The organism is Burkholderia sp. 22PA0106, from assembly GCF_047497155.1.
Taxonomy (GTDB): domain Bacteria; phylum Pseudomonadota; class Gammaproteobacteria; order Burkholderiales; family Burkholderiaceae; genus Burkholderia.
Genome location: NZ_CP163163.1, coordinates 238,286 through 261,071, shown reverse-complemented (window position 1 = coordinate 261,071; position 22,786 = coordinate 238,286). Strand labels below are relative to the sequence as shown.

Genomic DNA, 22,786 nt, shown 5'->3' with positions numbered 1-22,786 from the left:
GTAAAACCTGGATCAAGACCGCCGTGTCATGCGTCGAACTCGGCCCATTCCCATGCATCGGGGGCCGAGAGCAACGCATCGACGAGGCGGAAGTTCATTTCGTGACTCGGCCGCAACGCCGTCACGCGCGCGAGCAGCGGCGCACCGGCCATCGCCAGGTCGCCGACCAGATCGAGCACGCGATGCCGCACGAATTCGTCGGGCAGGCGCATGCCGCCCAGCACGCGGCTGCCGACGATCGACGCGGTGCATGACGGCCGCGCGCCGCGCAGGATCGGCACGCCGCGCAGGTAGCCGGCCACGATCGCGGGCACCGCCCATTTGACACGGCCATAGGAGCGCGACGGCGCGATGTCGGCGGCGAACGTCGCAGGCGTCAGCGCGCCGCTCCAGTGCATCTCGCCGAAGCCCTTCAGATCGTTGCGCACGCTCATTTCGTAGTGCGATGCAGGATCGAGCCGCATCTCGCGGCGCGAACCGCCCTCGCCGTCGGCCACCGTCACCGGCCGCGTCACGCGGATGAAGCGCTTCGGCGCGTTCAGCGCGGTGCGGCCGCAGGCGCGGATCGCATCGATCCACGGCGCGGCGCTGCCGTCGAGAATCGGCACCTCCTCGGCATCGAGTTCGACCACCGCGTGATCGATCTCGCAGGTAAGCAGCGCGGCGAGCAGATGCTCGATGGTGCGTACCCCGACACCTTCCGGATTCCGAAGCATGGTGCACAGCGGCTGCGCGCGGCGCAGCGCCGGATCGACCGCCAGCACGGCCAGCTCGCGCCCGCCGTCGAGACGGCGAAAGCGGATGCCGCGCGTGGCCGGCGTGTCGCCCGCGGCCGGCAGAATCCGCACCGACACGCGGCGGCCGGTATGCAGGCCGTGCCCGTCGAGCCGCAGCTCGCGCGCGAGCGTGCCCTGGCTGGCCTGCCAGCCGGCCGGCAACGCCGTTGCAGCCGCCGTCGACATCACTTGACCACCCCGAGCCGCACCGCGCGATCCTGCTCGGCGGCCACAGCCGGATCGTTGGCGGCCACCTTCAGCACCGCCTTCGCCTCGGCGTCGAGCGCGTGCTTGGCTGCCATCGCGGCCACCGCATCGACTGCGCCGGCATCGCCGCCCGCATTGGCTTCGGCCGCCGCGATCGAATCGACGATGCGGGCGGCCAGCGACAGCACGCTCGCGCCGTCGGCGATCGCCATCACCGACAGCTTCACCTCGAACACTTCCTCGACCGCGAGGCCGAGCTCCATGCCCATCAGCGAATCCATGCCCATTTCGAGCACCGAGCGGTCGAGCGCGATGCGGTCGGCCGTCATGTGCAGGATTCGCGCGATCTGGGCGCGCAGCGTTTCGGACACGAACGCCACCGCCTCGTCGTGCGGCAGCGCGGCAACCTGCTCGCGCAGCTTGTCGCCGCCGTCGCGCGAAGCATCGCTGCCGCCGCGCGTCTGCATCTGCGCATACCGGCGCGCATTGGCGGCCGGCATGCCGCGCGACAGCGCCTGCCAGTCGATCCGCACCACGGCCTCGCCGGCAATGCCGTCGGCCAGCGCCTGTTCGAGCGCGTCGAGCGCTTCGTCGGAGGTGATCGACGCCCCGCCGATACGCGATTGCAGCGCCTCGCGGGTGGTGTCGTTGCGCGCCAGGAAGCCCACATCCTCCAGCGGCCCCCAGGCCATGAAGGTCGCCGGGCGGCCCGCCGCGCGGCGATGCGCGACCAGCGCTTCGAGGAAGCTGTTGGCGGCCACGTAGCTGCCCTGCCCCGGATTGCCGAGGAAGGTGGTGGCCGACGAATAGAGCACGAACCAGTCGAGCGGCGCATCGAGCGTCGCGCGATGCAGGTTCCAGGCCCCCGCCACCTTCGGCGCGAGCACCGCTTCGAAGCGGGCGTCGTCGAGGTTGCGCACCAGGCCGTCGTCGATCTGCATCGCCGAGTGCAGCACGCCCTTGAGCGGCGTGCCGCGCGCGGCGATCCGCGCCACCATCGCCTGCACCGCGGCCGCATCGGTCACGTCGCAGGCCACCGCCTCGACGCTCACGCCGAGCGTGTCGCGCCAGCGATCGGCTTCGGCCTGCGCCGCCTCGGCAAGCTGGCCGCCGCGGCTCGCCAGCGTCAGATGACGCGCACCGCGCTCGACCAGCCGGCGCGCCGTGGCGAAGCCGAGCCCGCCCGTGCCGCCGATAACGAGATAAGCAGCGCGAGCATCGAGCGCCAAAACCGGTGCAGCCGCCAAGCCGCGCGTCGGCGCGGGCGTGCCCGACGGATAGGTGACCAGCACCTTGCCGATCTGACGCGCCTGCTGCATGTAGCGGAACGCATCCTCGGCCCGCTCGGCCGGGAACGCGCGATACGGCAGCGGATGCAGCACGCCGTTGGCGAACAGCGCCATGACCTCGCCGAACAGGCGCGCGGTCAGCTCGGGCAGCACGCCCATCAACTGGTCGGCGTCGATGCCGAAATAGCTGATGTTGTTGCGGAACGGACGCAGCCCGATATGGCTGTTCTCGTAGAAATCGCGCTTGCCCAGTTCGAGGAAGCGGCCGAACGGACGCAGCGTGTCGATGCTGCGCACCATCGCCTCGCCCGCCAGCGAATTGAGCACGATATCCACGCCCTGCCCGCCCGTCAGCACGCGCACCTGATCGGCAAACGCGAGGCTGCGCGAATCGAGCACGTGATCGGCGCCGAGCAGGCGCACGAACTCGCGTTTCTCGTCGCTGCCGGCGGTGGCGAACACCTCGGCGCCGAAGTGGCGCGCGATCTGGATCGCCGCGATGCCCACGCCGCCGGCGCCGCCGTGCACCAGCACGCGCTCGCCGCGGCGCAGGCGCGCCAGCTCGACCAGCGCGTACCAGGCCGTGAAGAAGGTGGTGGGGATCGTCGCGGCTTCCTCGAAGCTCAGGCGTTCCGGCTTCAGCGCGATGGCGTCGGCGCGCGTCACCACGCGCGTCGCGAAGCAGGCCGGCGCGAAGCCGAGCACCGCATCGCCCGGCGCGAAGCCGCTCACGTCGCGGCCGACGCGCACGATGCGCCCGGCCAGCTCCATGCCGATGGTCGCGCCGGCGAAGCCGTTCTCGACCGCTTCGTCGGACAGCAGGCCCATCGCGTACATCACGTCGCGGAAGTTCAGGCCGGTGGCCACCGGTTCGATTTCGACGTCGAGCGCGGCCAGCGGGCGCTCGACCTGCGCGAACCATTCGAGGTTGCGCAGCGAGCCGGGCGCGTCGAACGCGAGCACGGCCGGCACGTTGGCGGCCACGGCCGGCTGGCGCGCGGCCGCGCGCTCGACGCTCAGCATGCGCGGCACGCGACGGCCGGCGGCGCTCAGCAGCACCTCTTCCTCGGCCACGTCCACCAGCAGCTCGCGCGCCAGTTGCGCGATGTCGAAACCGTCGGCCGGATCGACATCGATCAGGCGGCAGCCCAGTTCGGGATGTTCGTTGGCGAGCACACGGCCGAGGCCCCACAACGCGGCCTGGGCCGGCGTGTTCGGCGCGGCGCCCTCGAACGGCGCGCAGCCGCGCGTCACCACCGACAGGCGCACGCCCGCCGCGCGGTGCTCGTCGTTGAGCGCGCGCACCAGGCCGGCCAGCGCGATCGCACCCGACTGCTGCGCCTGCATCAGCGCGTCGGCGTCGGAGCGGTCGCTCAGGCGCGGCGACGGCGCGCAGAACACCAGATGGGTGGCGTCGGCCGCCGGCATGGTGGCGAGGAAACCGGCCGCCTGCCGCATCTCGACCGCTTCGACCACATGGCCGGCACGCGTCAGCGCATCGGCCAGCACCGTGCCGATCGGCTCGGCGTCGTCATCGGCCGTGACCACCACCCATTGCTCGGCGCGCTCCAGCGCGTCGAGGCTGTCGTCCTCTTCCTCGGCCGCGCTGTCGTCGGCCAGCGGACGGCGCGCGACAACGAGGCTCGGCGTGCCTTCGAGTTCGAGATCCTGCTCGGCGTGACGCGCGGCCTCCACCAGCCCGACGCGCTCGCAGAGCTGTTCGAGCTCGGCCGGCGTCAGCGACGCGGTACGGCCGTCGGCGGCCTGCAGGCCGAACACGATGTCGGCGAAGCGGTTGCGGCGCGATTCGGCCAGCACCACCAGGCCGCCCGGCGCGAGCCACGCGCGGATCGACGCGAGCACGTCGGCCGGATCGGTCCGGCCGGCCAGCGCGCGATCGACCAGCACCAGGTCGTACAGTTCGTCCGGATCGGCCTTCAGCGCGAAGCGCTCGCCCGGCAGTTGCGCGACCGTCGAGAGCGCCGGCATCGCATCGGCGTCGAACGCGGCCAGTTGCTCGGCCGTGCCGCAAATGGTGCGTTCGCAACGGTCGGCAGGCAGGCGCACCACCAGCGGGCGCAGCATGTCGCCGCGAGTCGATTCGATTTCGAGCAGACGCAGGCGGCGCGGCGCTTGCCAGCCTTCGACGGCGGACGCCGCGCAGGCGGCCATCATCGCGTGCAGGTGTTCCCAGGTCGGCGACGCGTCGAAGAACTGCTCGACCAGCGCCTTGCCCGTCGACGACAGCACGCGCGCCGCATCGAGTTCGCCCTTCAGCACGCGCGGCAAGGCCTTGCCGCAATGCGCGAGCAGCGTCAGTTCGGCGCTGTGATGCGGCGATTCGGCCAGCAGGCCGCGCCAGAGTTCGCCGAGCGGCGGCAGCGCCGCGCAGGCTTGCTCGTCGCGTACCAGATGGCCGCCCTCGCGCGTGACCAGGCCGTCTTCCACGAGGATCTCGGCCAGGCGCGCGACCAGCGCGGCTTGCGGATGGGTAGGCAGGATCGGCGAGGCGAACGCATCGATCGCGTCGAGCGCGCGCAGCGCATAGAGGCTCGCGAGCACGTCGAGCAGCGGCAGCATCTCGGTCAGATGCTGGCTGCGGCGCGCGGTGTCCTCGCTCGCCGCGACCCGCTGCGTCGCATCGCGCAGCAGATCGGCCGGCGCGGGCAGGCTGTCGGCGCGGGCGTCGGCCGGCAGCGGGCGATGTTCGAGCGTGTAGACGAAACGCGACGGCGCATGATGGCGGCGGCCGAGCAGATCGACGCGGCGGAACCGGCAACTGCCGAGGCGGGCCGCGACGATGCCGTTCGCATCGATGAAATCGAACGAGGCCACCACCGAATGCGGGCTGCGGCGTTCGATGCGCACCAGCACGCGGTCGATCGCGTCGCCGTGCAGGTAATCGACGCGGCCGATCTGCACCGGCACGTAGGCCGCGCGGTCGGCCTGGGCGCCTGGCTTGCCGAGGCCGCCGAGCAGCGCGAACAGCGGATGGAAGCCGCTGTCCATCAGCGCCGGATGCAGGTGATAGGCGGCCAGCGCGGCGGCGTCGCCGCACGCGGCGGGCGCGGCGAGCTCGGCCAACGCCGTGTCGCCGGCCACGCGCACGTTGCGCACCCAGCGGAACGCCGGGCCGTAATCGAGGCCGATCACGGCGGTGTTCTCGTACAGCACGGCACCGTCGAGCGTGCCGGCGCCGCGCAGCGCGTCGAGCGCGGCGGCATCGGCCAGCGAATTCGCGCCAAGCGTGTTGCCGCTCGCAAGCAGGCGGCCGGTGACGTTCAGCGTCCACGGCGCGTCGCTCATGCGGTCGCGCGTCTCGATCGTGAAGATCGCCGTTTCGGGCTCGATATGCAGGCGGAACAGCTTGGCCTGCTGCGGCTGGAACACCACCGGCGCGCGAATTTCGAGGTTTTCGAGCGCGGCCGTGCCGGTTTCGAAGTAGACCCGCGCGGCGGCCAGCGCCATTTCCACATAGCCCGCGCCAGGGAACGCCACGCCGCCGTCCACCACGTGGTCGGCCAGCAGCGGCAGCTTGGCCGGGTCGAGCTGGTTTTCCCAGCCATAGGCGTGTTCGTGCAGGCGGTAGCCGAGCAGCGGGTGATCGCGGTGACGATTGACGAGGTTGTAGGCCTCGACGGTCGGCTCCAGCCAGTAGGACTCGTGCTGCCACGGATAGGTCGGCAGCGCGACCGTGGCCGCGCCCGGCACGGCCGGCGCGAAGCGATCGAGATCGACCGTCGCGCCATGCGCGATCGCCGACAGGATCGACGCGTCGAGCGTCGCGGCGCTGCCCTGCCCGCGCTTGAGCGTCGGCAGCACGGCGCCTTGCGCCTGCGCCGCCGCCAGCGAATGCTTCATGTAGCTGCGCAGGATCGAGTGCGGCGCCACTTCGATGAAGATCCGCACGCCTTCCGCGATCAGGCTCGCGATGCCGTCGCCGAAGCGCACCGGCTCGCGGATGTTGCGCCACCAGTAGCGCGCGTCGAGCGTCTTGCCGTCGAGCAGCGTGCCCGTCACGGTCGACACGAAGCTGCCGTCGCCGGCCTGCGGCGCGAGCCCGTCGAGCTGATCCAGCACGATCGGCTCGATGCTGTTCATCTGCCGGCTGTGGAACGCGTAATCGAGATCGAGCAACTGGAAGAAGCGGCCGCTTTCGCGCTGTGCCGCCTCGATCGATTGCAGGCCCTGCAGCGAACCGGCCAGCGTGACCGCTTCGGCGCTGTTCACGCCGGCCACTTCGACCAGGCCGGTCAGGCCCAGACGCGCGATCGCCTCGTGCGCGGCGGCCTCGCTGAGGCCCACCGCCGCCATCCGGCCGGTGCCGCGCGTCGTGCCCTGGGCACGGCTGCGGATCTTGATCACGCGCACCGCGTCGGTCAGCGTGAGAATCTTGGCGGCCCACGCGGCGGCCACTTCGCCGACGCTGTGACCGATCGTGGCTTCGTGACCGACGCCGCGCGCTTCCAGCACGCGCGTGAGGCCCACCTGGATCGCGAACAGCAGCGGTTGCGCGTTTTCGGTGGCGGCAAGCCAGCTTTCGCCCGCACCCGCGCGCATCACCTCGACCAGCGAGGCGCTGCCGTCGGCGCACCAGAGCGCATCGACTTCGTCGAGCGCCGCACGGAACACCGCGTCTTCGTCATAGAGCTGCTGGCCCATGTTGGCCCACTGGCAGCCGTTGCCCGAGTAGACGAACGCCACGCGGCCCGTGTCGGGCGGCGCTTCGCCACGCGTCACGCAAGCCGGCGACGCCGCTGCGTCCTCGGCCAGCGCCGCGAGCGCCGCGCGGCCCTCGTCGGCCGTGGCCGGCGCGATCACGAGCCGGTGCGTGAACCACTGGCGGCGACGCGCGGCCGAGGCCGCGACGGCCTGCCAGTGCGCGCCGCGTTCGAGCACGGCCAGATAACGCGCCGCCAGCGCGGCGAACGCCTGCGACGAGCGCGCCGTCAGCACCAGCGGCGACAGGCGTTCGGCCGGCGCTTCAACGGCTGCGACAACCGCTTGCGCCACGGCCGGCGCTTCCATCAGCACGACGTGCGCATTGGTGCCGCCGAAGCCGAACGAGTTGACGCCGACCGTCAACGGTTGATCGTCGCTTGCACAGTGTTCGGCGCCGAGCGGCGTGAAGCGGTCGGCCACGCGCAGGCGGCCGCCCGCGAAATCGATCGACGGATTCGGGGTTTCGAAGTGCAGCGAGCGCGGCACCGCGCGGTGCTTCAGGCACATCACGGCCTTCAGCAGCCCGGCCATGCCGGACGCCGTTTCGAGGTGGCCGATGTTGGTCTTGATCGAACCGATCAGCAGCGGCTTGTCGGCCGGACGGCCCGACGACAGCACGTCGATCAGCGCGCGCGCCTCGATCGGATCGCCGACCGCCGTGCCGGTGCCGTGCGCTTCGAGATACGACAGCGATTGCGGATCGACGCCGGCGCGCGCGTAGACGCTGCGCAGCAGCGCGGCCTGCGTGGCCGAGCCCGGCACGCTGATGCCGCCCTGCGTGAAACCATCGGAATTGACGCCCGAGCCGGCGATCACGGCGTGGATCGTGTCGCCGTCCGCGAGCGCGCGCTCGAGCGGCTTGAGCAGCACGAACGCGCCGCCTTCGGAGCGCACGTAGCCGTCGCCGGTTGCGTCGAACGCGCGGCAGCGGCCGCGTGGCGACAGCATCGAGGCTTTCGAGAACGTGACGAAGCCGAACGGGTGCATCAGCAGGTTCACGCCGCCGGCCAGCGCCAGCTCGGTTTCGCCCGAGCGCAGCGCCTGCACCGCCTGGTGCAGCGCCACCAGCGACGACGAGCACGCGGTGTCGATCGACATGCTCGGCCCGCGCAGGTCGAACAGGTAGGACACGCGGTTCGAGGCGATGCTCAACGTGTTGCCGGTGGCCGAATACGGATCGACCGAGTTCAGATCGTCGACGCTGCGGTTGCCGTAATCGGGGCTGGCCACGCCGACGAACACGCCGCAATTGCGGCCGCGCATGTCCTGCGGGCGCACGCCCGCGTGCTCGAAGGCCTCCCAGGCGAGTTCGAGCAGCAGGCGCTGCTGCGGATCCATCTGCGCCGCTTCGCGCGGCGACACGCCAAAAAATGCCGCATCGAAGCCGGCAATGTTCTCGAGCACACCGGCCGAGAACGTGTAGCTCTTGCCCGCCTCGCGCTTGGACGGATGCTGATAGAACTCCGTCCCGAAGCGCTCGGCCGGAATCTGCGTGACGGCATCTCGCTCGTCGCGCAGCAGGCTCCAGAGTTCATCGGGATTATTGGCGCCACCGGGGAAGCGGCAGGCGATCCCAACAATTGCAATCTTTCCGTTCATCGTTATGTCGTTTTCTCTGATGCTCGCGACTCGTCCACGCGACTCCGCCCCAGCTGTGTCGCTTGCAGCAACAAGCCGCCCAGTTCGGCGGCCCGCACGTCCCGACGTTCGGGAATATCTGGCCCGAAATTTCGCCAGATGAAATAGTCACTGTGTTCCGGGCTCGCGCCCAGACGGTCGAAAACCCTGGAAAGGGCCGGAACGTGATCGCCGTAGAAACAGACGACCGTCTCTCTGTCGCTCGAACGCAGATGATCCAGCAGGCGGCCGATCATTGCATCTGCATTTTCAATATGTCGCAAATAGGCGGTCAAATCCCGCCATGCGGAACCGTCGCCGAGAGTATGCCGTGAAGCGGCTTCGCCAGGCAGAACAGTTTCCAGGTGCAGCGGGCCGTGATTCTCCATCGTCATCGCGAACACGAAACGCGCCCGCTCGTGCGGCAGCGCCAGTTCGTCCAGGATCGCGTCGGCCACGGCGGCGTCCGACACGTACGGGCCGGCGCGCCGCGCCGCGGTGAAGTGGCCGATGTCGAGGAACCGCTCGAAACCCAGCAGCGGGAACACGCGGTTGCGGCCGAAGAAATCCGCGTAATAGGGATGGATCGCGACCGTGTCGTAGCCGCCACGGCCGAACCAGGCCGCCAGCGAGGCGAGCTTGTGCCTGACGAAAGCGTAAGGATAGAAGCGCGCGTAATCGAGCGAGGCCGATTCGGTGCCGGTGAGCACCGCAAATTCCGTGCGCATCGTGTTCGCGCCCCATGCCGGCACCGCCATCTCGCCGTGCCAGACCGCTTCGCGGCGCGCCGCATCGAAATGCGGCAGCAGGCCCGGTTCGATCTCGTCGCCCAGGCGGCGTGCGTCGAAGAACGATTCGCTCTGGATCACGATCACGTCGGGGCGCCGCGCCGGCTCGCCGGCCGCGAACGGCGCGCGCGCCATGACCTCGCGGAAGCGCCGGAACGTGGCTGGCCGCAGGCCGTTCAGCAAATAAGCGACGAACACCGCGAAGAAGCCGTGGCGACGCTGGTCGGCGTTCGGGTCGAGCGTGAGCGGCAGGCGCGCGGCGATCCCCAGCGCCAGCGCGAACGGCAGCGCCACCGCGAGCCAGGCGAGCGCCGCCGAGCCGTGCGCCGCCGGCGGTTCGGCGATGAAGCCCGCGATCACGAGCACGATGCCCACCCCGATCGCGATGACCTTGCCGACGCTGAGAAACGGCAAATACAGCCGTGGGTGCGAGAACAACTGGCTGAACAGGCTGAGATCCGTGAAGACGAACGGCTCGCGCAGCGATTCATGCTTCGCATTGCTGACGGCCGCCACCAGGCCGACGAGTGCCAGCGCCACGAACGCCGAGAAAATCGGCCGCGAGGTCAGCGCGAGCGCCAGGTCGGCGAGAAAGAGTACGGAAAGAATGTGAAGCGCCAAAGACAGCGGCGGCCGGCGCAGCGGCGCGCGCGGCACGGCGATCGCGTCGAGCGCAAACGACAGCGCCACGGCCGCCGCCAGCGTCGGGATCAGGTGGCCGCTCACCGTGGAGCGTCCTCGGCGGGCAGGTACGACAGGCGATCGAGGATCGCATCGGCCAGCGCGACCGGCAGCAGCGGCAGCAGGCGCATGCCGAGCGTCAGCAGCGCCGGGAACGCGATCTCGCTGCGGCCCGCGTCGAGCCGGCGGCGGATGTAGGCCGCCGCGCGCTCCGCGCTCCAGAGAAACGGCTTCTCGCCGGGGAACACGTCGCTCATCGCCGTTTTCACGAAGCCGGGCAGGATCACCGTGACGCGCACGCCGTCGCGCTTGAGCAACGGGCGCACCGAATCGGCGTAGGCCTTGACCGCCGCCTTGCTCGCGCAGTAGGCCGGCGAGATCGCCATGCCGCGCAGCGCCGCGATCGAGCTGACCATTGCGATGCGGCCGCGCTTGCGCACGCGCATGCGGTCGATCACGGGCAGCACCGTGTGCAGGGCGCCGTAGAGGTTGGTGTCGATCACGCGGGCGGTGCGCGCCAGATCTTCCCAGTCGTTCGCGTGCGCGATCGTGCTGGCCACGCCTGCGTTGGCGATCAGCAGGTCGATCGGGTGTTGTTCGTCGAAGGCGGTCAGCCAGGCGGCGGTGGCGGCTGCGTCGCGCACGTCGAGGATGCCGGTTTCGACCGTGGCGCCGCGTGCGCGGCAGGCAGCGGCCGTGGATTCGAGTTCGGCGGGATTGCGGCCCACGATGCCGAGCATCATGCCCGGCGCGGCGTAATCGAGCGCGAGCGCGCGGCCCAGGCCCGCGCTCGCGCCGGTGATCGCGACGTGACGAACCAACGGCTCAGGCATCCGCGCGGTCCAGACGGTCGACCGCGCCCGCCACCGCCATCGCGATGCCGGTGCGGGTGTAGAAATCGCCGTTGATCTGCGTGTGGTGCATCACGTAGTCGAGAAACGCGTGGTAGAGGGTCATGTTGGGCACGTCACCGTTGAGCCAGAAGTCGTCGAGAGAGCCCTGCCAAGTCAGGCCGCGCATATTATAAATTGCCGCCCCGAGCGCCATCAGGGGGCGCTCGTGATGAAGCGCCGACAGGCCTACCGTGCTGTTCACCACCACCACGGCACGCGCATGTTCGAGCAGCGTCGGCAGATGGCCCGAATTGATGAAGCGCAGCCGGCCTTCCATACCGGCCGCACGCGCGATCGACTCCGCGAAGCGGCGATACTCGATGGCGCCCGTGTCGAGCGGGTGATTCTTGATCAGCAGCACCGCGTCGGACGGCGCATGCCGCGCGAACGAGTGGATCACGTAATCGATGGCGTCGCGCACGCCCTCGAACGGCGAATGCACGACGATCTGGGCATCCGAATTCAGTTGCAGCGGAAACAGGTAGTACTGACGATTGCCGTCGATCAGCTCGCGCGTGACGGCCTCCGCTTGCCGGCGGTGCCGTCCTTGCAGCAAGGCGCGGAACGCGAGGCCGCCGTATTCCACCATGCCGTTGCGCGGGCGATGGCTGCGGTAGCGTGGGAAGCGCCAGGCGAACACCGCGTTGGCGACGCGGTAGCTGATGTCGTGGAAAACGCGTTCGTAGAGGTTGTAGCCGGTGGGCTGGCCGGGCTTGGCGGGCGGCGTCGCCTCGCGTGCCGCGATAAAGGCTTGCGGGTCCAACGGCATCAGCGAGCGGCCGTTGACGCCATGGTGCTCGAGCGTGATCCAGTGCGGACGGATATAGCCTTCTTCGAACACGTGGACGCGCAGGCTGCGCGCCTGCGCGATTGCGTGAATCGGGCGATGGATTTCGCGGCAGTCGCCGAACATGAGAATGTCGGTAATGCGTTCGCGTTCAATCAAGTCGGCGTACCACGCCGAAAGATCGGAGGATTTGCCGTTGTAGTTCAACGGCCGATTTGTACGGCCATAGAACCAGTCTCCACCGCAAAAATTTACTCGGTAAACCGCGTGGCCGCGCGACGCGATTGCGTCAGCGAGACGGCTGAAGAACAGTGAAGCCGTGCCTTGCAGCACTAGAAATGAGCGAGGCATCGAATGAGTGAAATCGACCGCATGCACCGGCAGGCGCGGAACAAGCACCGCAGCAATTCGGTGGGACCGAAGCAACTGCAGACAGGTAATTCCGCGCACCGCACCCCGGCACGACGGACCGAGGAATATAGCATCACCTTTAAATCAGATACAACCAGACCGACTATTTAGCATCAAATTGTGACAAATGTAACCATAAAAATATTTCTGACATGCCGTTGGCAAATCTTACTCACAACGCATAAAATCGCGCGCTCGAAGCGCGCCGGGCTGCGGTCAAAGAACGAATGGGCATGTCAGGCATTCAGCCGCGCATCGCCATCGATAGCCCGTTAATCCACCCGAGCCGGGCTGGCCCATTCATGTGATCCATTGAAATCGACGAGATTGTGATAAAGCCCAAGACAAGGCATATTGTCGCCTGCCCATGCTGGATGGGCATCATGCATGGCGCCATCGCGACCTGCGACCGCGCCGCGGCGGCGGTTCGGCGAGGCGTCGAGCGTGCATACTGACGATTTGCGTGCATCCTGGGCCTCGCAGCGCGATCGAGGCTCTGCCCGCCGTCGGTTCATGATCGGGGCAAGCCCCGCCCGCCAAGGAAAAATCCCATGCCCGAAGGTCGAAGGTTCGCATCAGTTGCTCGACGCCGCAGCGCAAAAAGACGCGCTCGGATCGCGAATCGACTTCGTGCAACGTGCCATCCGCATTGCAGCAACGACCCTCAAAAATTCGCGTGGTAGGCGACCGGACATTCGTTGCGATAACGATCGCCCGTCATGCAACAGGCCTATGGTTTCGACCCATCGTCGCTGCGCCGCCTCTCGCAGTCCGGTGCGAGCCTTGGACGCGGAGATCGCGATCGTCGCGCTGCTTGCACACGAACTGCCGACCACTTCGCTTCGGAACCAGATATCGCTTCGATACGGACCAGCGTGATACTTGAAATGCTCTCGCTGCCATCCTGCACTAGATAAGGATTTTTCAACATGTTGAGAAAAACAGCCGTTGTAGTCTTCGACGGCAACAACGTCGGTACCGATTCCGGCCCCTTTCAGGACGGCAAATTTGCAGGGCATCTTGCTCAGGATTTGTCTTTCCAGGTTGAATTCGCCACCGTTGCAGGGTTCGAGCGAACCCTCGCCGATTGCCTCGGCGATTACGACAAGTCCGTTGCCCCTCTCAGAAACTACAACGCCCCTTTGAGCGTCGTCGTAATCAATGCCGGCAGCGACGAACTCCTCCACGGAAAGAGTGCCGCCGATACTTACGAAGAATTCACCCAATACGTAACCAAAGCCCACACGCAGGGATGGAAAGTTGTTGCCTTGGAGCTGCAGGCAGCATCGATTTACTCGGATGCAATTCGGAGCGAAATCGCCAAATACAATGCGCTTCTCGTCGGAAACACGGCCGGTGTCGACGGAATTATCTCTCCCGATAGCAAACACGAACAAAGTACCGGCGGTGCGAAAAGCGATGGCGGATCGTCGGCACGGGATGAATATGCCAATCTGGCAAAACTGCTTGGCGAATCGGTGGCGCGGCTCTGGGATAACAAGGAAGAGCGAGAGAACGTCATATTGTTCGGCGAAGTGCAGATTTTGGCGATCTACCGCCATCTGCTCGATGTCTTTCAAGAAACTCAATCGGACCGTTATGCGCTCGAATTCGTCGACAGCAACGACGACTACGCTCCGCAGATCGTCAGCGACCTTCTGAAACGCCCTGGCCGGGTAGTCCTGCAAATCAACCCCGATCGTTCGGTTCCGCATCGGCGCATTTTGGAGACCATGCAGGAAATTGGCGCCACTCAGGCGCTCAAGGTTCCAATGCTGCAATGCCGGAGCCTGTGGCCTTTCGATCGTTACGATCACGAGATCCACGAGTTCAATTCGTTCGCATCCGGAACGCAGGGCGACGACACGCTGCGGAAGCTCGTCAAGCAGAAAAACAGCGCGAAAATTGCCGCCACCGAATATAGCAATACCGATATCGGCACGCTCGTCGATCTGAAGGCGATTTTCCAGGACGACGTCAGCCAATGGAAGGCGCTTGAAAAAGAAAGCGACGTCGTTTTCTCGGATTATCTCGTTAACAAGTTCACTTCGCAAAAATTCTTCAACTCGCATAAGCTTCCATCGAATCCCGCGATCAAGATCGTGATCGATCGGATTCGCAAGTTTCTCGACTTCGACGAAGAGCAGATTCGCGTGTCGAATGACCTGCTCAATGAAACCGATCTGTTGCAGCCGGACACGCCGATTCACCCCAGCATCACCAACCACCTCAACTTGGGCTGGCTGAAAAAGAACACGCTCTATAGCATTTTCGGGAAAAAAACCGATTACCAGCGCTGGGCGTTTGAATACGCGAAATTCTATGAATTCCTGCAGGATCGGTCCGGATATACCGACGACGATGTGGACGTTCATGGCGACGCCCAAGCGGAACTGCGCGCAAGCCTGTCGCGCACGAGAAGCGCGCCGAAATCCTCCATCAATGCGAATTCATCGAGCGCCTCGAAAATGTCCAGCTTTGCTTCGTTCTTTTCAAACATCCCTGCGCGAATCCGGCGCATGGAACCGCTGCTCCTGATTTGCGTCGCGATTCCCACGTTGCTGTCCGCAATCTATTTCACGATTTTCGCGTCCGACGTTTATGTTTCTCAGTCGACGTTCCTCGTGCGCAGCCCGAACAAGAACAATCAGTCAGGCAGTTTCGTGGGAGCGTTGCTGCAGAGTACCGGCATCTCGCGCGCATCGGACGACACCTATGCGGTCAATGACTATCTGATTTCCCGCGACGCGTTGATGGCGCTGAACAAGAATAACGCTTACTCCGACGCTTACGGCCAGGGCCAGGGTGATCTGTTCAGTCGTTTTGGTTCCTTCGGTTACCTCCGAACGTTCGAAGACATGTTCCGCTACTTCCAGCACCACGTCGACGCGCAATACGATACCGACACCGGCATCACGACCCTCGAAGTCAATGCGTTTTCGGCGGCGGACGCGCGCAGGTTCAACGAGAAATTGCTTGAACTGGGCGAGCAGCGCGTGAATGAAATGAACAATCGCGCAAAGCAGGATCTGATCGTCTACGCACGGAATGAAGTTGAATCCGCCGAGGCGAATCTGAAGAAGTCTGCCGCAGCGCTGTCGAGCTATCGCGACAAGCAGGCGATTTTTGATCCGGAGCGCCAGTCCGCGCTCGCATTGCAAAATGTCATCAAAATTCAAAATGAATTGGTCGCGGCCAAGATTCAACTGGCGCAACTTAAATCAGTGTCGCCGGCGAATCCGCAGATTCCGGCCTTGAATGTAAAAATTGCAACGCTGCAAGCCACGGTCGACAAGGCCAGCAGTGAGGTCACCGGCGGCCAGGGCTCGCTCGCGTTCAAGAGCTCCGCTTATGAACGGCTCGAACTCGATCGTCAGTTTGCAGACCGTCAGCTGACTGCATCACTTGCCTCGCTGGAAACAGCACGAAACGACGCTCAGCGCCAGCAACTCTATCTCGAGCGGATTTCCCAACCGAACGAGCCGGACAAGGCACTGCTGCCGCATCGGCTCCGCAACATCATTGCAACGTTCATCATCGGGCTGGTGGTGTGGGGTACGTTGAAGTTGCTGGTCGCAAGCGTCAAGGAACACCATGATTAAATCTCCGTCTGAATCCGGACGGCAGTCCAGTTTCTCCCGATCGATGGAGATTCAAGGGCGTGTCGTCCATGCGCTGCTGATGCGGGAAATCATTACCCGCTACGGACGCCACAACATTGGTTTTGCGTGGTTGTTTGCCGAGCCCATGTTGTTCTCGCTCGGCGTCATCGTGCTCTGGAATTTGTTCCATGACGTCGGCTCGGCCCACCATATCAGTGCCATCGCCTATTCCTTGACCGGATACTCGACGATCCTGGTTTGGCGAAACACGATCGGCAGATGCACATTGGCCGTCGAACCCAATGCGTCGCTCCTTTATCACCGCAATGTCAGGGTGATCGATTTCTTCTGGGCACGTATCGCATTGGAGTTGATCGGTACAACGCTCTCGATGATCGTGCTTATCGGCCTGTTTGTGGCGGTGAACGTCATCCCGGTACCGGTCGACATCATGAGCATGGTGATCGCGTGGGCACTGCTGTGCTGGTATGCGGCTGCGATGGGCCTGCTGATCGGCGGGCTGACCGAATTCAACGAACTGACGGAACGCCTGTGGCATCCGATCGCGTATTTCCAGTTGCCGGTTTCAGGCGCACTGGTGATGGCGGCGTGGTTGCCCGAATACGTGCGAAAGCTGGTTCTGCTCTTCCCGGTTGCCAACTGCGTCGAACTGTTTCGTTACGGCTACTTTGGCAATGAGGTGAAGACGTACTACAGCATTTCGTACGTTGTCCTTGTCAATCTGGTCCTGTCATGGCTTGGGCTGCTGGTTGTTTCCGCTGCGGCACGTCGAGTGGAGCCCGAATGATTAAGTTAAGCAACATTAGCAAGCAATATGAGACGCGGCAGGGAAAGCGCCTCATACTCGATGAGGTCAACCTGACGATCGAGCCGGGCGAACGAATCGGCATTCTCGGCCGTAATGGCGCGGGCAAGTCGACCATGATCCGCCTGATCAGCGGCTCCGAATTGCCCACTACCGGGAGCGTTTCGCGCACGATGAGCGTGTCCTGGCCGCTCGCGTTCAGCGGAGGCTTCCAGGGTAGCCTGACTGGCCTGGACAACCTGAGGTTCGTTTGCCGGATCTACAAGACTTCATACGACAATGCGTTGCCATTCGTCGAAGAATTCTCCGAGCTCGGCGCCTACTTGCGCGAACCGGTCAAGAAATATTCGAGCGGCATGCGCGCTCGACTCGCGTTCGCCATTTCCATGGCGATCGAATTCGACTGTTTTCTGATCGACGAAGTGATTGCTGTCGGCGATACTCGATTCCACGAAAAATGCAATGTCGAGCTCTTCGAAAAGCGGCGCGATCGCGCGATGATCATCGTGTCGCACGATGCCGGACGGATCAAGGATTACTGCACCAGAGCTTGCGTCCTCGAGAACACGCATCTTTACCATTTCGACGACATTAACGAAGCGTACGACTACTACAATTACACGCAAATGCAGTAACCAATAAAAAGCCGTTGCCAGCATTCGCTGACAACGGCTTTTTACTGCCAATGCCTCTGCCAGAGAGCTCGCGTTTCGCACGAACTCCCCGGACCGACGATCACCAGCTGGTGTCGTACTCGATATAACGGACCATGAATTCCTTGAAGGTCCACCAGTTGCCGTAGATATTGAATACCGCCTTGTCGCCTTGGCAATATTCAAGCTTGTGCCATTTCGCGACGTCCGGATGAATCGGCATCCAGAAATCGGACATCGAGGTCGGAAGAGAGAACAGCTGATTAACGCCCTCCGCCGGCGGCGAGCCAAGACGATCGTGGCTCAAACGCAGCAACTGAGAACCGATTTCCATGATCGATTGGCCGGATACGTGCCCCCATGTATAAAACATCGGGTGTTTCCGGTAATTGGCGAGAACGTAATCGGCCATTTTCACATCGGATGCATCGTCGCGCTTCCGGAGCGTACCCATATCGCGATCGAATTGGGCTTGCAGGTTGCCGAGGCGCCCACGTGCGAGATCCATGTAGCGTTGATAGGCGCGTTCGCCACGTAGTCCTTCCTTCGCCACGTCCTGACCGACGACATCCCCGTCGTATGGATATCGCCCATGCGGGAAGCGCGGCTCCGCATGGCTTCGCGTATCGGGCCAATTGAACGGCCAGAGCGAAAACATGCTGATCGACGGAAACACCAGCTTCAGCGCAGTCGATGGGATGAGCGCACGCAGGCGGTCGCGCATGGGCACATCGGCACGTTCGTCGTATTGCTCCCAATACACGGCAGCGTTGCGAATTCGAGGATCCGTCAGCTTCTCCGCATCTTCGGCAACGTGACCAAGAATCGTAACGATATCGAATTCCGGATAAAGCACTTCGAGGCGCGTCAACAACCCATCGAGCACCGCAGCCTGGCAGTTGCCGTATATCACCAGGGACTGCCGAGCGCTCTTGCCAAGATGGAATGCGGCTTGTCGTGCAATGGCAATCGTCTGCGGCGTGCCCCGCGCGGTATTGAGCAACTTGACAGCGCCGTCGTACGCGGCTTTCCAATCGTTATTGAGCGTTGCCACCCAGTTCTGATATTCGCTGACGATCGCGGCGCTCGGGAACCGCTTCGCGCTGTTGTTGATCACCTTCCGGGCCGCACCGACGTCGCCGGCGTTGGCCAACGCGATGGCGCGACGAATGCCCAACTCGGGACGATCGTCGATCCGCTCGTCGAGAACACGCAAGAATTCGGCCGAATCACGCCAATTGCCGCGCTGGCCCTTGATATCGGCAAGCAACAGCCCCGAAGGAATGTACGTCGGGAACTGACGGTCATTGGCTGCAAGCAAATCCTCTGCATGCACCAATCTGCCCTGCTTCCATGCCGCCTCGGCCATGCCGTATCGAGGCTCGGCGAAGGTGGGGAACCGTTCCAGGGCATCCGCCCAGCGTCGATACGCTTCCTGCCAGTCCTGGCGCGCAACGGAGTTGGTCGCGAACTGAAAATGCAGACCCGCATCGTGCACGCCGAGCAGTTCGCGTGCATGCGCATCCGCGTCGTCGACCCGTCCCAAATCCCGGAGGACCTGGATCAGCCTGACATGCGCGTAGTTGTTTTCGGGCTCTCGCCGGACCACCTCTTGCCACAGCAAGGCGGCCTGCGCGAGTGTTTGTCCATGTGATTCCGCTTCGGCACGCGCCAACAAATCCTTGGTGGACTGCCCGTCGAAACTTGGAGCCTTGGGCGGCTCGACCTTTTCAGCCGCGGGAGACGGAGCGACTTGCACTGGAGCGGTCGCAGCAGGCCGAGCGCTTACCGCTTCGGCAGCCTTCCTGACGGCAGGCGCAGGTGCTGCAGCCGGCTCGCTGCCCGACGTATCGATGAAGGTCTTGGGACGCGTTTCGGCCGAAACCGCAGCTACATCGAATTCCCAAGTGCTGCCATCAGATGCAACTTTCTCGAAGCCCAGCCGCCCATACAGTTCGGCCACAACTCCGTTTTTCTTCGTCGGCGTATAGAACCCGACAATCTTCTTGACGCCGCGCCCCTCGATCTGTTCGAGCAACTGCCCGAAGATGAATTCTTCCGACGTGCGCGAGAAAACCCGGCAGCTCATCAGCCAGCTATCGATCTGGAGGGTGTTGCCTTCGATCGTCCCGACCAGCGAGGACACGAGACCGTGATCGGCGTGACGATCGCGCAATTCAAACGCCATCGTAAGCATGTCGCCGCGAGACATGAAGCTGCGCAGATCGTCTTCGCTGTAGCGGCGCGTCGTCATGTTGAACTGATTCGTCTTTTGCTCCATCTGCGCCAGACGAACCAGGTCCGAATCGGTAGCGGCGTACAACCGCCCGACCATGTTGAGACCACGCAAGTAGCTGTCGATGTCGCCGGCGCTTTGGCGGTCCGCCTCGGCAGCCGCTCTGGCCTGATAGGCTTCGGCCCGCGAAAAATCTTCCTTGCTGTATGCCGGCAGGTCGAACCAACGCCCTGCCTCCAACAGCGCAATGAACTGGCTCGGATCGGTCCCGAGCTCGACGACGCCCACTTCCGGAAGCTGCTCGCGAATCAGCTCGCATTCGAACGGATTGTCATCGGCAAATACGAACGAATCGATGCCGACATTGAGTTCCGCCGCCAGACGACGCAGCCCGGTTGCCTTGTCGTCCCATGAAATCTGTGCAGCGGCAAAATCGTCACGCTTGAGAACGGCCTGCGGGTGATTGAGCCCGTCGGCGGCCAGATCCGGATTATTCTTCGAGCAGATCGCGAGAATGACGCCGCGCGCAGCCAACTCTCTCACATGGTGGCCCCAATCGGCGAACGCTTCACCATCGGGGCTTCCCGTGCCAAGCTTGATGCCTTCCTGACCGTCGTCCCCGATGATGCCGCCCCAGACGGTATTGTCGAGATCGAGTGCCAACACCTTCTTTGCCTTGGCGTTGGCGGTACGCCAAGCGGCTCGGAAATAGGCCAGATAATCGGGCAGGAATTGAGGCGCAAACGGCATGCGCGACGTGAAATAGTAGCGCGCGCCCGAGAATTCGACGCGGCCTTTCGCATCGGCCAACTGATCGAGTTCGACCCAGCTAACCTTCGCGCCGGCGGCTTCAAACAACAATTCGTTCAATCGCTTGACTTGCGCCGTGGCCGACGTCGCGAGGTTACGCTCTGCCTGTCCACGCAAATTTGCCAGCGGGGGCACCATCACGTGCTGGACGAGCTTGCAGCGCAGGTTGGCGGCCAGTTGATCCCACAGACCACGGAATTGGCGAACGCAATCCTGCAGCTTTTTCTCAACCGCCTCGCTGGACTCGTTTGCGGGAACCGCGCTGACCCAGTCGCGCCAATCGGGCGCCAGCACCACCACGTCGGGCTTGGCCGAATAGAGCCCCGATGCGGGATTCAGCGCTTCCTGCACCATCGAACCAAACGGCGCCTCGTAAAACGTCGGCAGGACGCCTTCCTGGAACACCGCGCACGCAATGGCAGACACGACGAAATCGATCGTCAATGAACCAACGACTGCAATTTTTGCGGTCGCCCCAGTCCAATTGTCTCGATCCGGCGAATGACGAATCACATCCGCCGCTTCGTAGATGTCGTTCAACGCCAGAGAACGGTTCAGCCGGACACGCAGGTGAGCGAGCGTGGTGTCGGCGGCGATCTGGGCGTTTTGCGACACCGAAGCCTTGACTACCGCGCCGGACGCCGCCGCAGACGCAGATTTATCGGCGAGCAACTCTCGAATCGATTTGACCGAAACGATTCGTGCCATCTCCTGATTGGTCAGTTGAATCTGGTAGACCTGTTCGAGCGAGTTGGCGATGATGATCTGCCGCAGACTGTCCCAGCGCTCGACATCCTGGTAGGTCGTCTCCTCGGAAATCGTCCCCTCCGGAACACCCAGGATCTGCGCCAATGTCGTCAACAGCGCATCGTCGTGCGCGGAATTAGCATCTGACATGTACTTTCCTCAAATCTCACATCGAAATCGAGAATCCGGCAACGTGCGGAGTCTCGACAATGAAAACTCAAAAACTTGCCGCGAGCACCATTTTTTCGGTATCCGCTCGGCAATCTTCTTGTATATCAGGAAAAAATTACTTTCTGCCATTTCCTACTTGAAACGAATCTGCAACAGACCGGCCAACAATCAGGCAATGGCGCAAGCGTGCCGCAACGATATTACAGCAGCTCGTTTTGGCTGTACGCTACGCGCCGGCTTCGTGAGTTCTCCCAATCGGTTTGAAAACTCAAATGCCCGAATGCCGAGCCAGCCGTTCAAGCATCACGCTCAGCTTCGCGGCACTTTGCTCCCATGTCAGCCTCGGCATCGCACCGCTTTTTGTCGCTTCGCCGGCACGCAATCGGTCCAACCACGATTGCAGTTGGGTCGCCAGTTCATCGCCGGAATCTGCTCGAAAGTAAGTGGCATGATCGCCCGCTACCTCGCGAAACACCGCGAGATCGTTGGCGAAGATTGGAATTCCCCATTGAGCCGCCTCGACCAGCGGCAGCCCGAAACCTTCCGCTTCCGACGCCATGATTACGCCGTCGGCACCAGCATAAAGCGTGCATAGGTCATCGTCGCTTGCCGAGTTCAGCCAGACAAGATTGGCCTGTTTGTCGTGGAGCGCCGCGAGGCGCGCCAGCAATGCCTCCACACGCCATCCGGCTCGCCCCGCAATGACGAGCGTCGCATCGTCGCCGTCGGACCAGATTTTTTCGAAAGCATCGAGAATCCGGGCATGGCCCTTGCGCGGCTCGACGGTTCCCACCATCAGGATCACGGGCCCGGAGCGGCTGCCGATCACGACGTCGATCGAACGATTCCTGGCACTGACGACATCGGCAGCCAACGGAATATCGGCGCCGAGATGAAACCAGTCGATCGACACGTCGGATGGGGACAGTTGATAGTGCGTGCCAAACCAGTGTTCAACGTCGTTCGCCACGGACTGCGAAATACAGAACAACGCATCGGCGTGGATCGCAAGCGTCTCCAGCCAGCGGTGAAATGCCTTGCCGGCAATCGGGGTGAACCAGGCCGGATACATGATCGGCAGCAAGTCGTACACGACGAACGCGCATCGCACACCGCGCTGGCGCCATTGACGCAACTGAGGTTGTCGCAACGGCAACGGCCTGTTGGTCAGGTCGAGACCGAGGAAGATATCGCCGGGCTCGACGTCCACGATCGTATCGTCTGCTGTCGGCTCCCGCCCCATCAACTTCGCCGTGTAATGATTGGCATAGCGATAGGGCCGCTTGCGCGTGGCATGGACCAGCTTGACGGTCATGCCTGCCGGGGGGGTTTTCAGGAGATTAAGCGTGATGGATCGGACGACTCGCTGAATCCCGGTGCCTGCATCGCTGACGGCGATGATTGATACGTCGAGCAGAAGATGCCGCTCGCGCGACGACTGCCGGACCGCCTCCGCAGAGCCCGGACGATGCGTCGCCGCGCGCATCCGGCGGATCCCACCCGGTATCCACCAGATGTCCAGCCAACGCAGAGCCTGTTGGTGTATGAAACGAAGCATTTCCGACTGAAG

The 22,786-nt window shown here is 64.0% G+C and carries 10 protein-coding genes; 3 read left to right on the top strand and 7 right to left on the bottom strand.

All coding sequences use genetic code 11. The annotated features are described in order from the left end of the window. Positions 1-26 precede the first annotated feature (26 nt). From AB4850_RS16050 to AB4850_RS16030, 5 genes are read right to left on the bottom strand one after another with little or no spacing between them, the layout of a single operon-like run. Positions 27-962, bottom strand: a complete 936-nt coding sequence (locus AB4850_RS16050; protein WP_414444024.1) for a UDP-3-O-acyl N-acetylglycosamine deacetylase — start codon at positions 960-962, stop codon at positions 27-29. Next, positions 962-8,593, bottom strand: a complete 7,632-nt coding sequence (locus AB4850_RS16045) for an SDR family NAD(P)-dependent oxidoreductase (RefSeq protein ID WP_414444023.1) — start codon at positions 8,591-8,593, stop codon at positions 962-964. The genes AB4850_RS16050 and AB4850_RS16045 overlap by 1 nt, the downstream gene beginning before the upstream one ends. A gap of 2 nt (positions 8,594-8,595) precedes the next feature. Then, positions 8,596-10,125, bottom strand: a complete 1,530-nt coding sequence (locus tag AB4850_RS16040; RefSeq protein WP_414444022.1) for an LTA synthase family protein — start codon at positions 10,123-10,125, stop codon at positions 8,596-8,598. Further along, positions 10,122-10,913, bottom strand: a complete 792-nt coding sequence (locus AB4850_RS16035; RefSeq protein WP_414444021.1) for an SDR family NAD(P)-dependent oxidoreductase — start codon at positions 10,911-10,913, stop codon at positions 10,122-10,124. Before AB4850_RS16035 ends, AB4850_RS16040 begins: the two co-directional genes overlap by 4 nt. Continuing rightward, positions 10,906-12,111, bottom strand: a complete 1,206-nt coding sequence (locus AB4850_RS16030; protein WP_414444020.1) for a capsule biosynthesis protein — start codon at positions 12,109-12,111, stop codon at positions 10,906-10,908. Before AB4850_RS16030 ends, AB4850_RS16035 begins: the two co-directional genes overlap by 8 nt. A gap of 989 nt (positions 12,112-13,100) precedes the next feature. Between AB4850_RS16030 and AB4850_RS16025 the strand changes: the two genes are divergently transcribed. The 3 genes from AB4850_RS16025 to AB4850_RS16015 are packed head-to-tail and all read left to right on the top strand — an operon-like array spanning position 13,101 to position 17,234. Then, positions 13,101-15,773, top strand: a complete 2,673-nt coding sequence (locus tag AB4850_RS16025) for a hypothetical protein (protein ID WP_414444019.1) — start codon at positions 13,101-13,103, stop codon at positions 15,771-15,773. Further along, positions 15,766-16,581, top strand: coding sequence for an ABC transporter permease (locus AB4850_RS16020; RefSeq protein ID WP_414444018.1), 816 nt, complete (start codon positions 15,766-15,768; stop codon positions 16,579-16,581). The genes AB4850_RS16025 and AB4850_RS16020 overlap by 8 nt, the downstream gene beginning before the upstream one ends. Then, positions 16,578-17,234, top strand: coding sequence for an ABC transporter ATP-binding protein (locus AB4850_RS16015; protein WP_414444017.1), 657 nt, complete (start codon positions 16,578-16,580; stop codon positions 17,232-17,234). Before AB4850_RS16020 ends, AB4850_RS16015 begins: the two co-directional genes overlap by 4 nt. A gap of 100 nt (positions 17,235-17,334) precedes the next feature. On the opposite strand, the gene AB4850_RS16010 is transcribed toward AB4850_RS16015, so the two are convergent. Both AB4850_RS16010 and AB4850_RS16005 read right to left on the bottom strand, forming a co-directional pair. Continuing rightward, the gene (locus AB4850_RS16010; RefSeq protein WP_414444016.1) at positions 17,335-21,195 is read right to left on the bottom strand and encodes a WcbI family polysaccharide biosynthesis putative acetyltransferase; all 3,861 of its coding nucleotides are present in this window, start codon (positions 21,193-21,195) and stop codon (positions 17,335-17,337) included. Between the two features lie 289 nt (positions 21,196-21,484). After that, positions 21,485-22,774, bottom strand: a complete 1,290-nt coding sequence (locus AB4850_RS16005; RefSeq protein WP_414444015.1) for a glycosyltransferase family 4 protein — start codon at positions 22,772-22,774, stop codon at positions 21,485-21,487. Positions 22,775-22,786 lie beyond the last annotated feature (12 nt).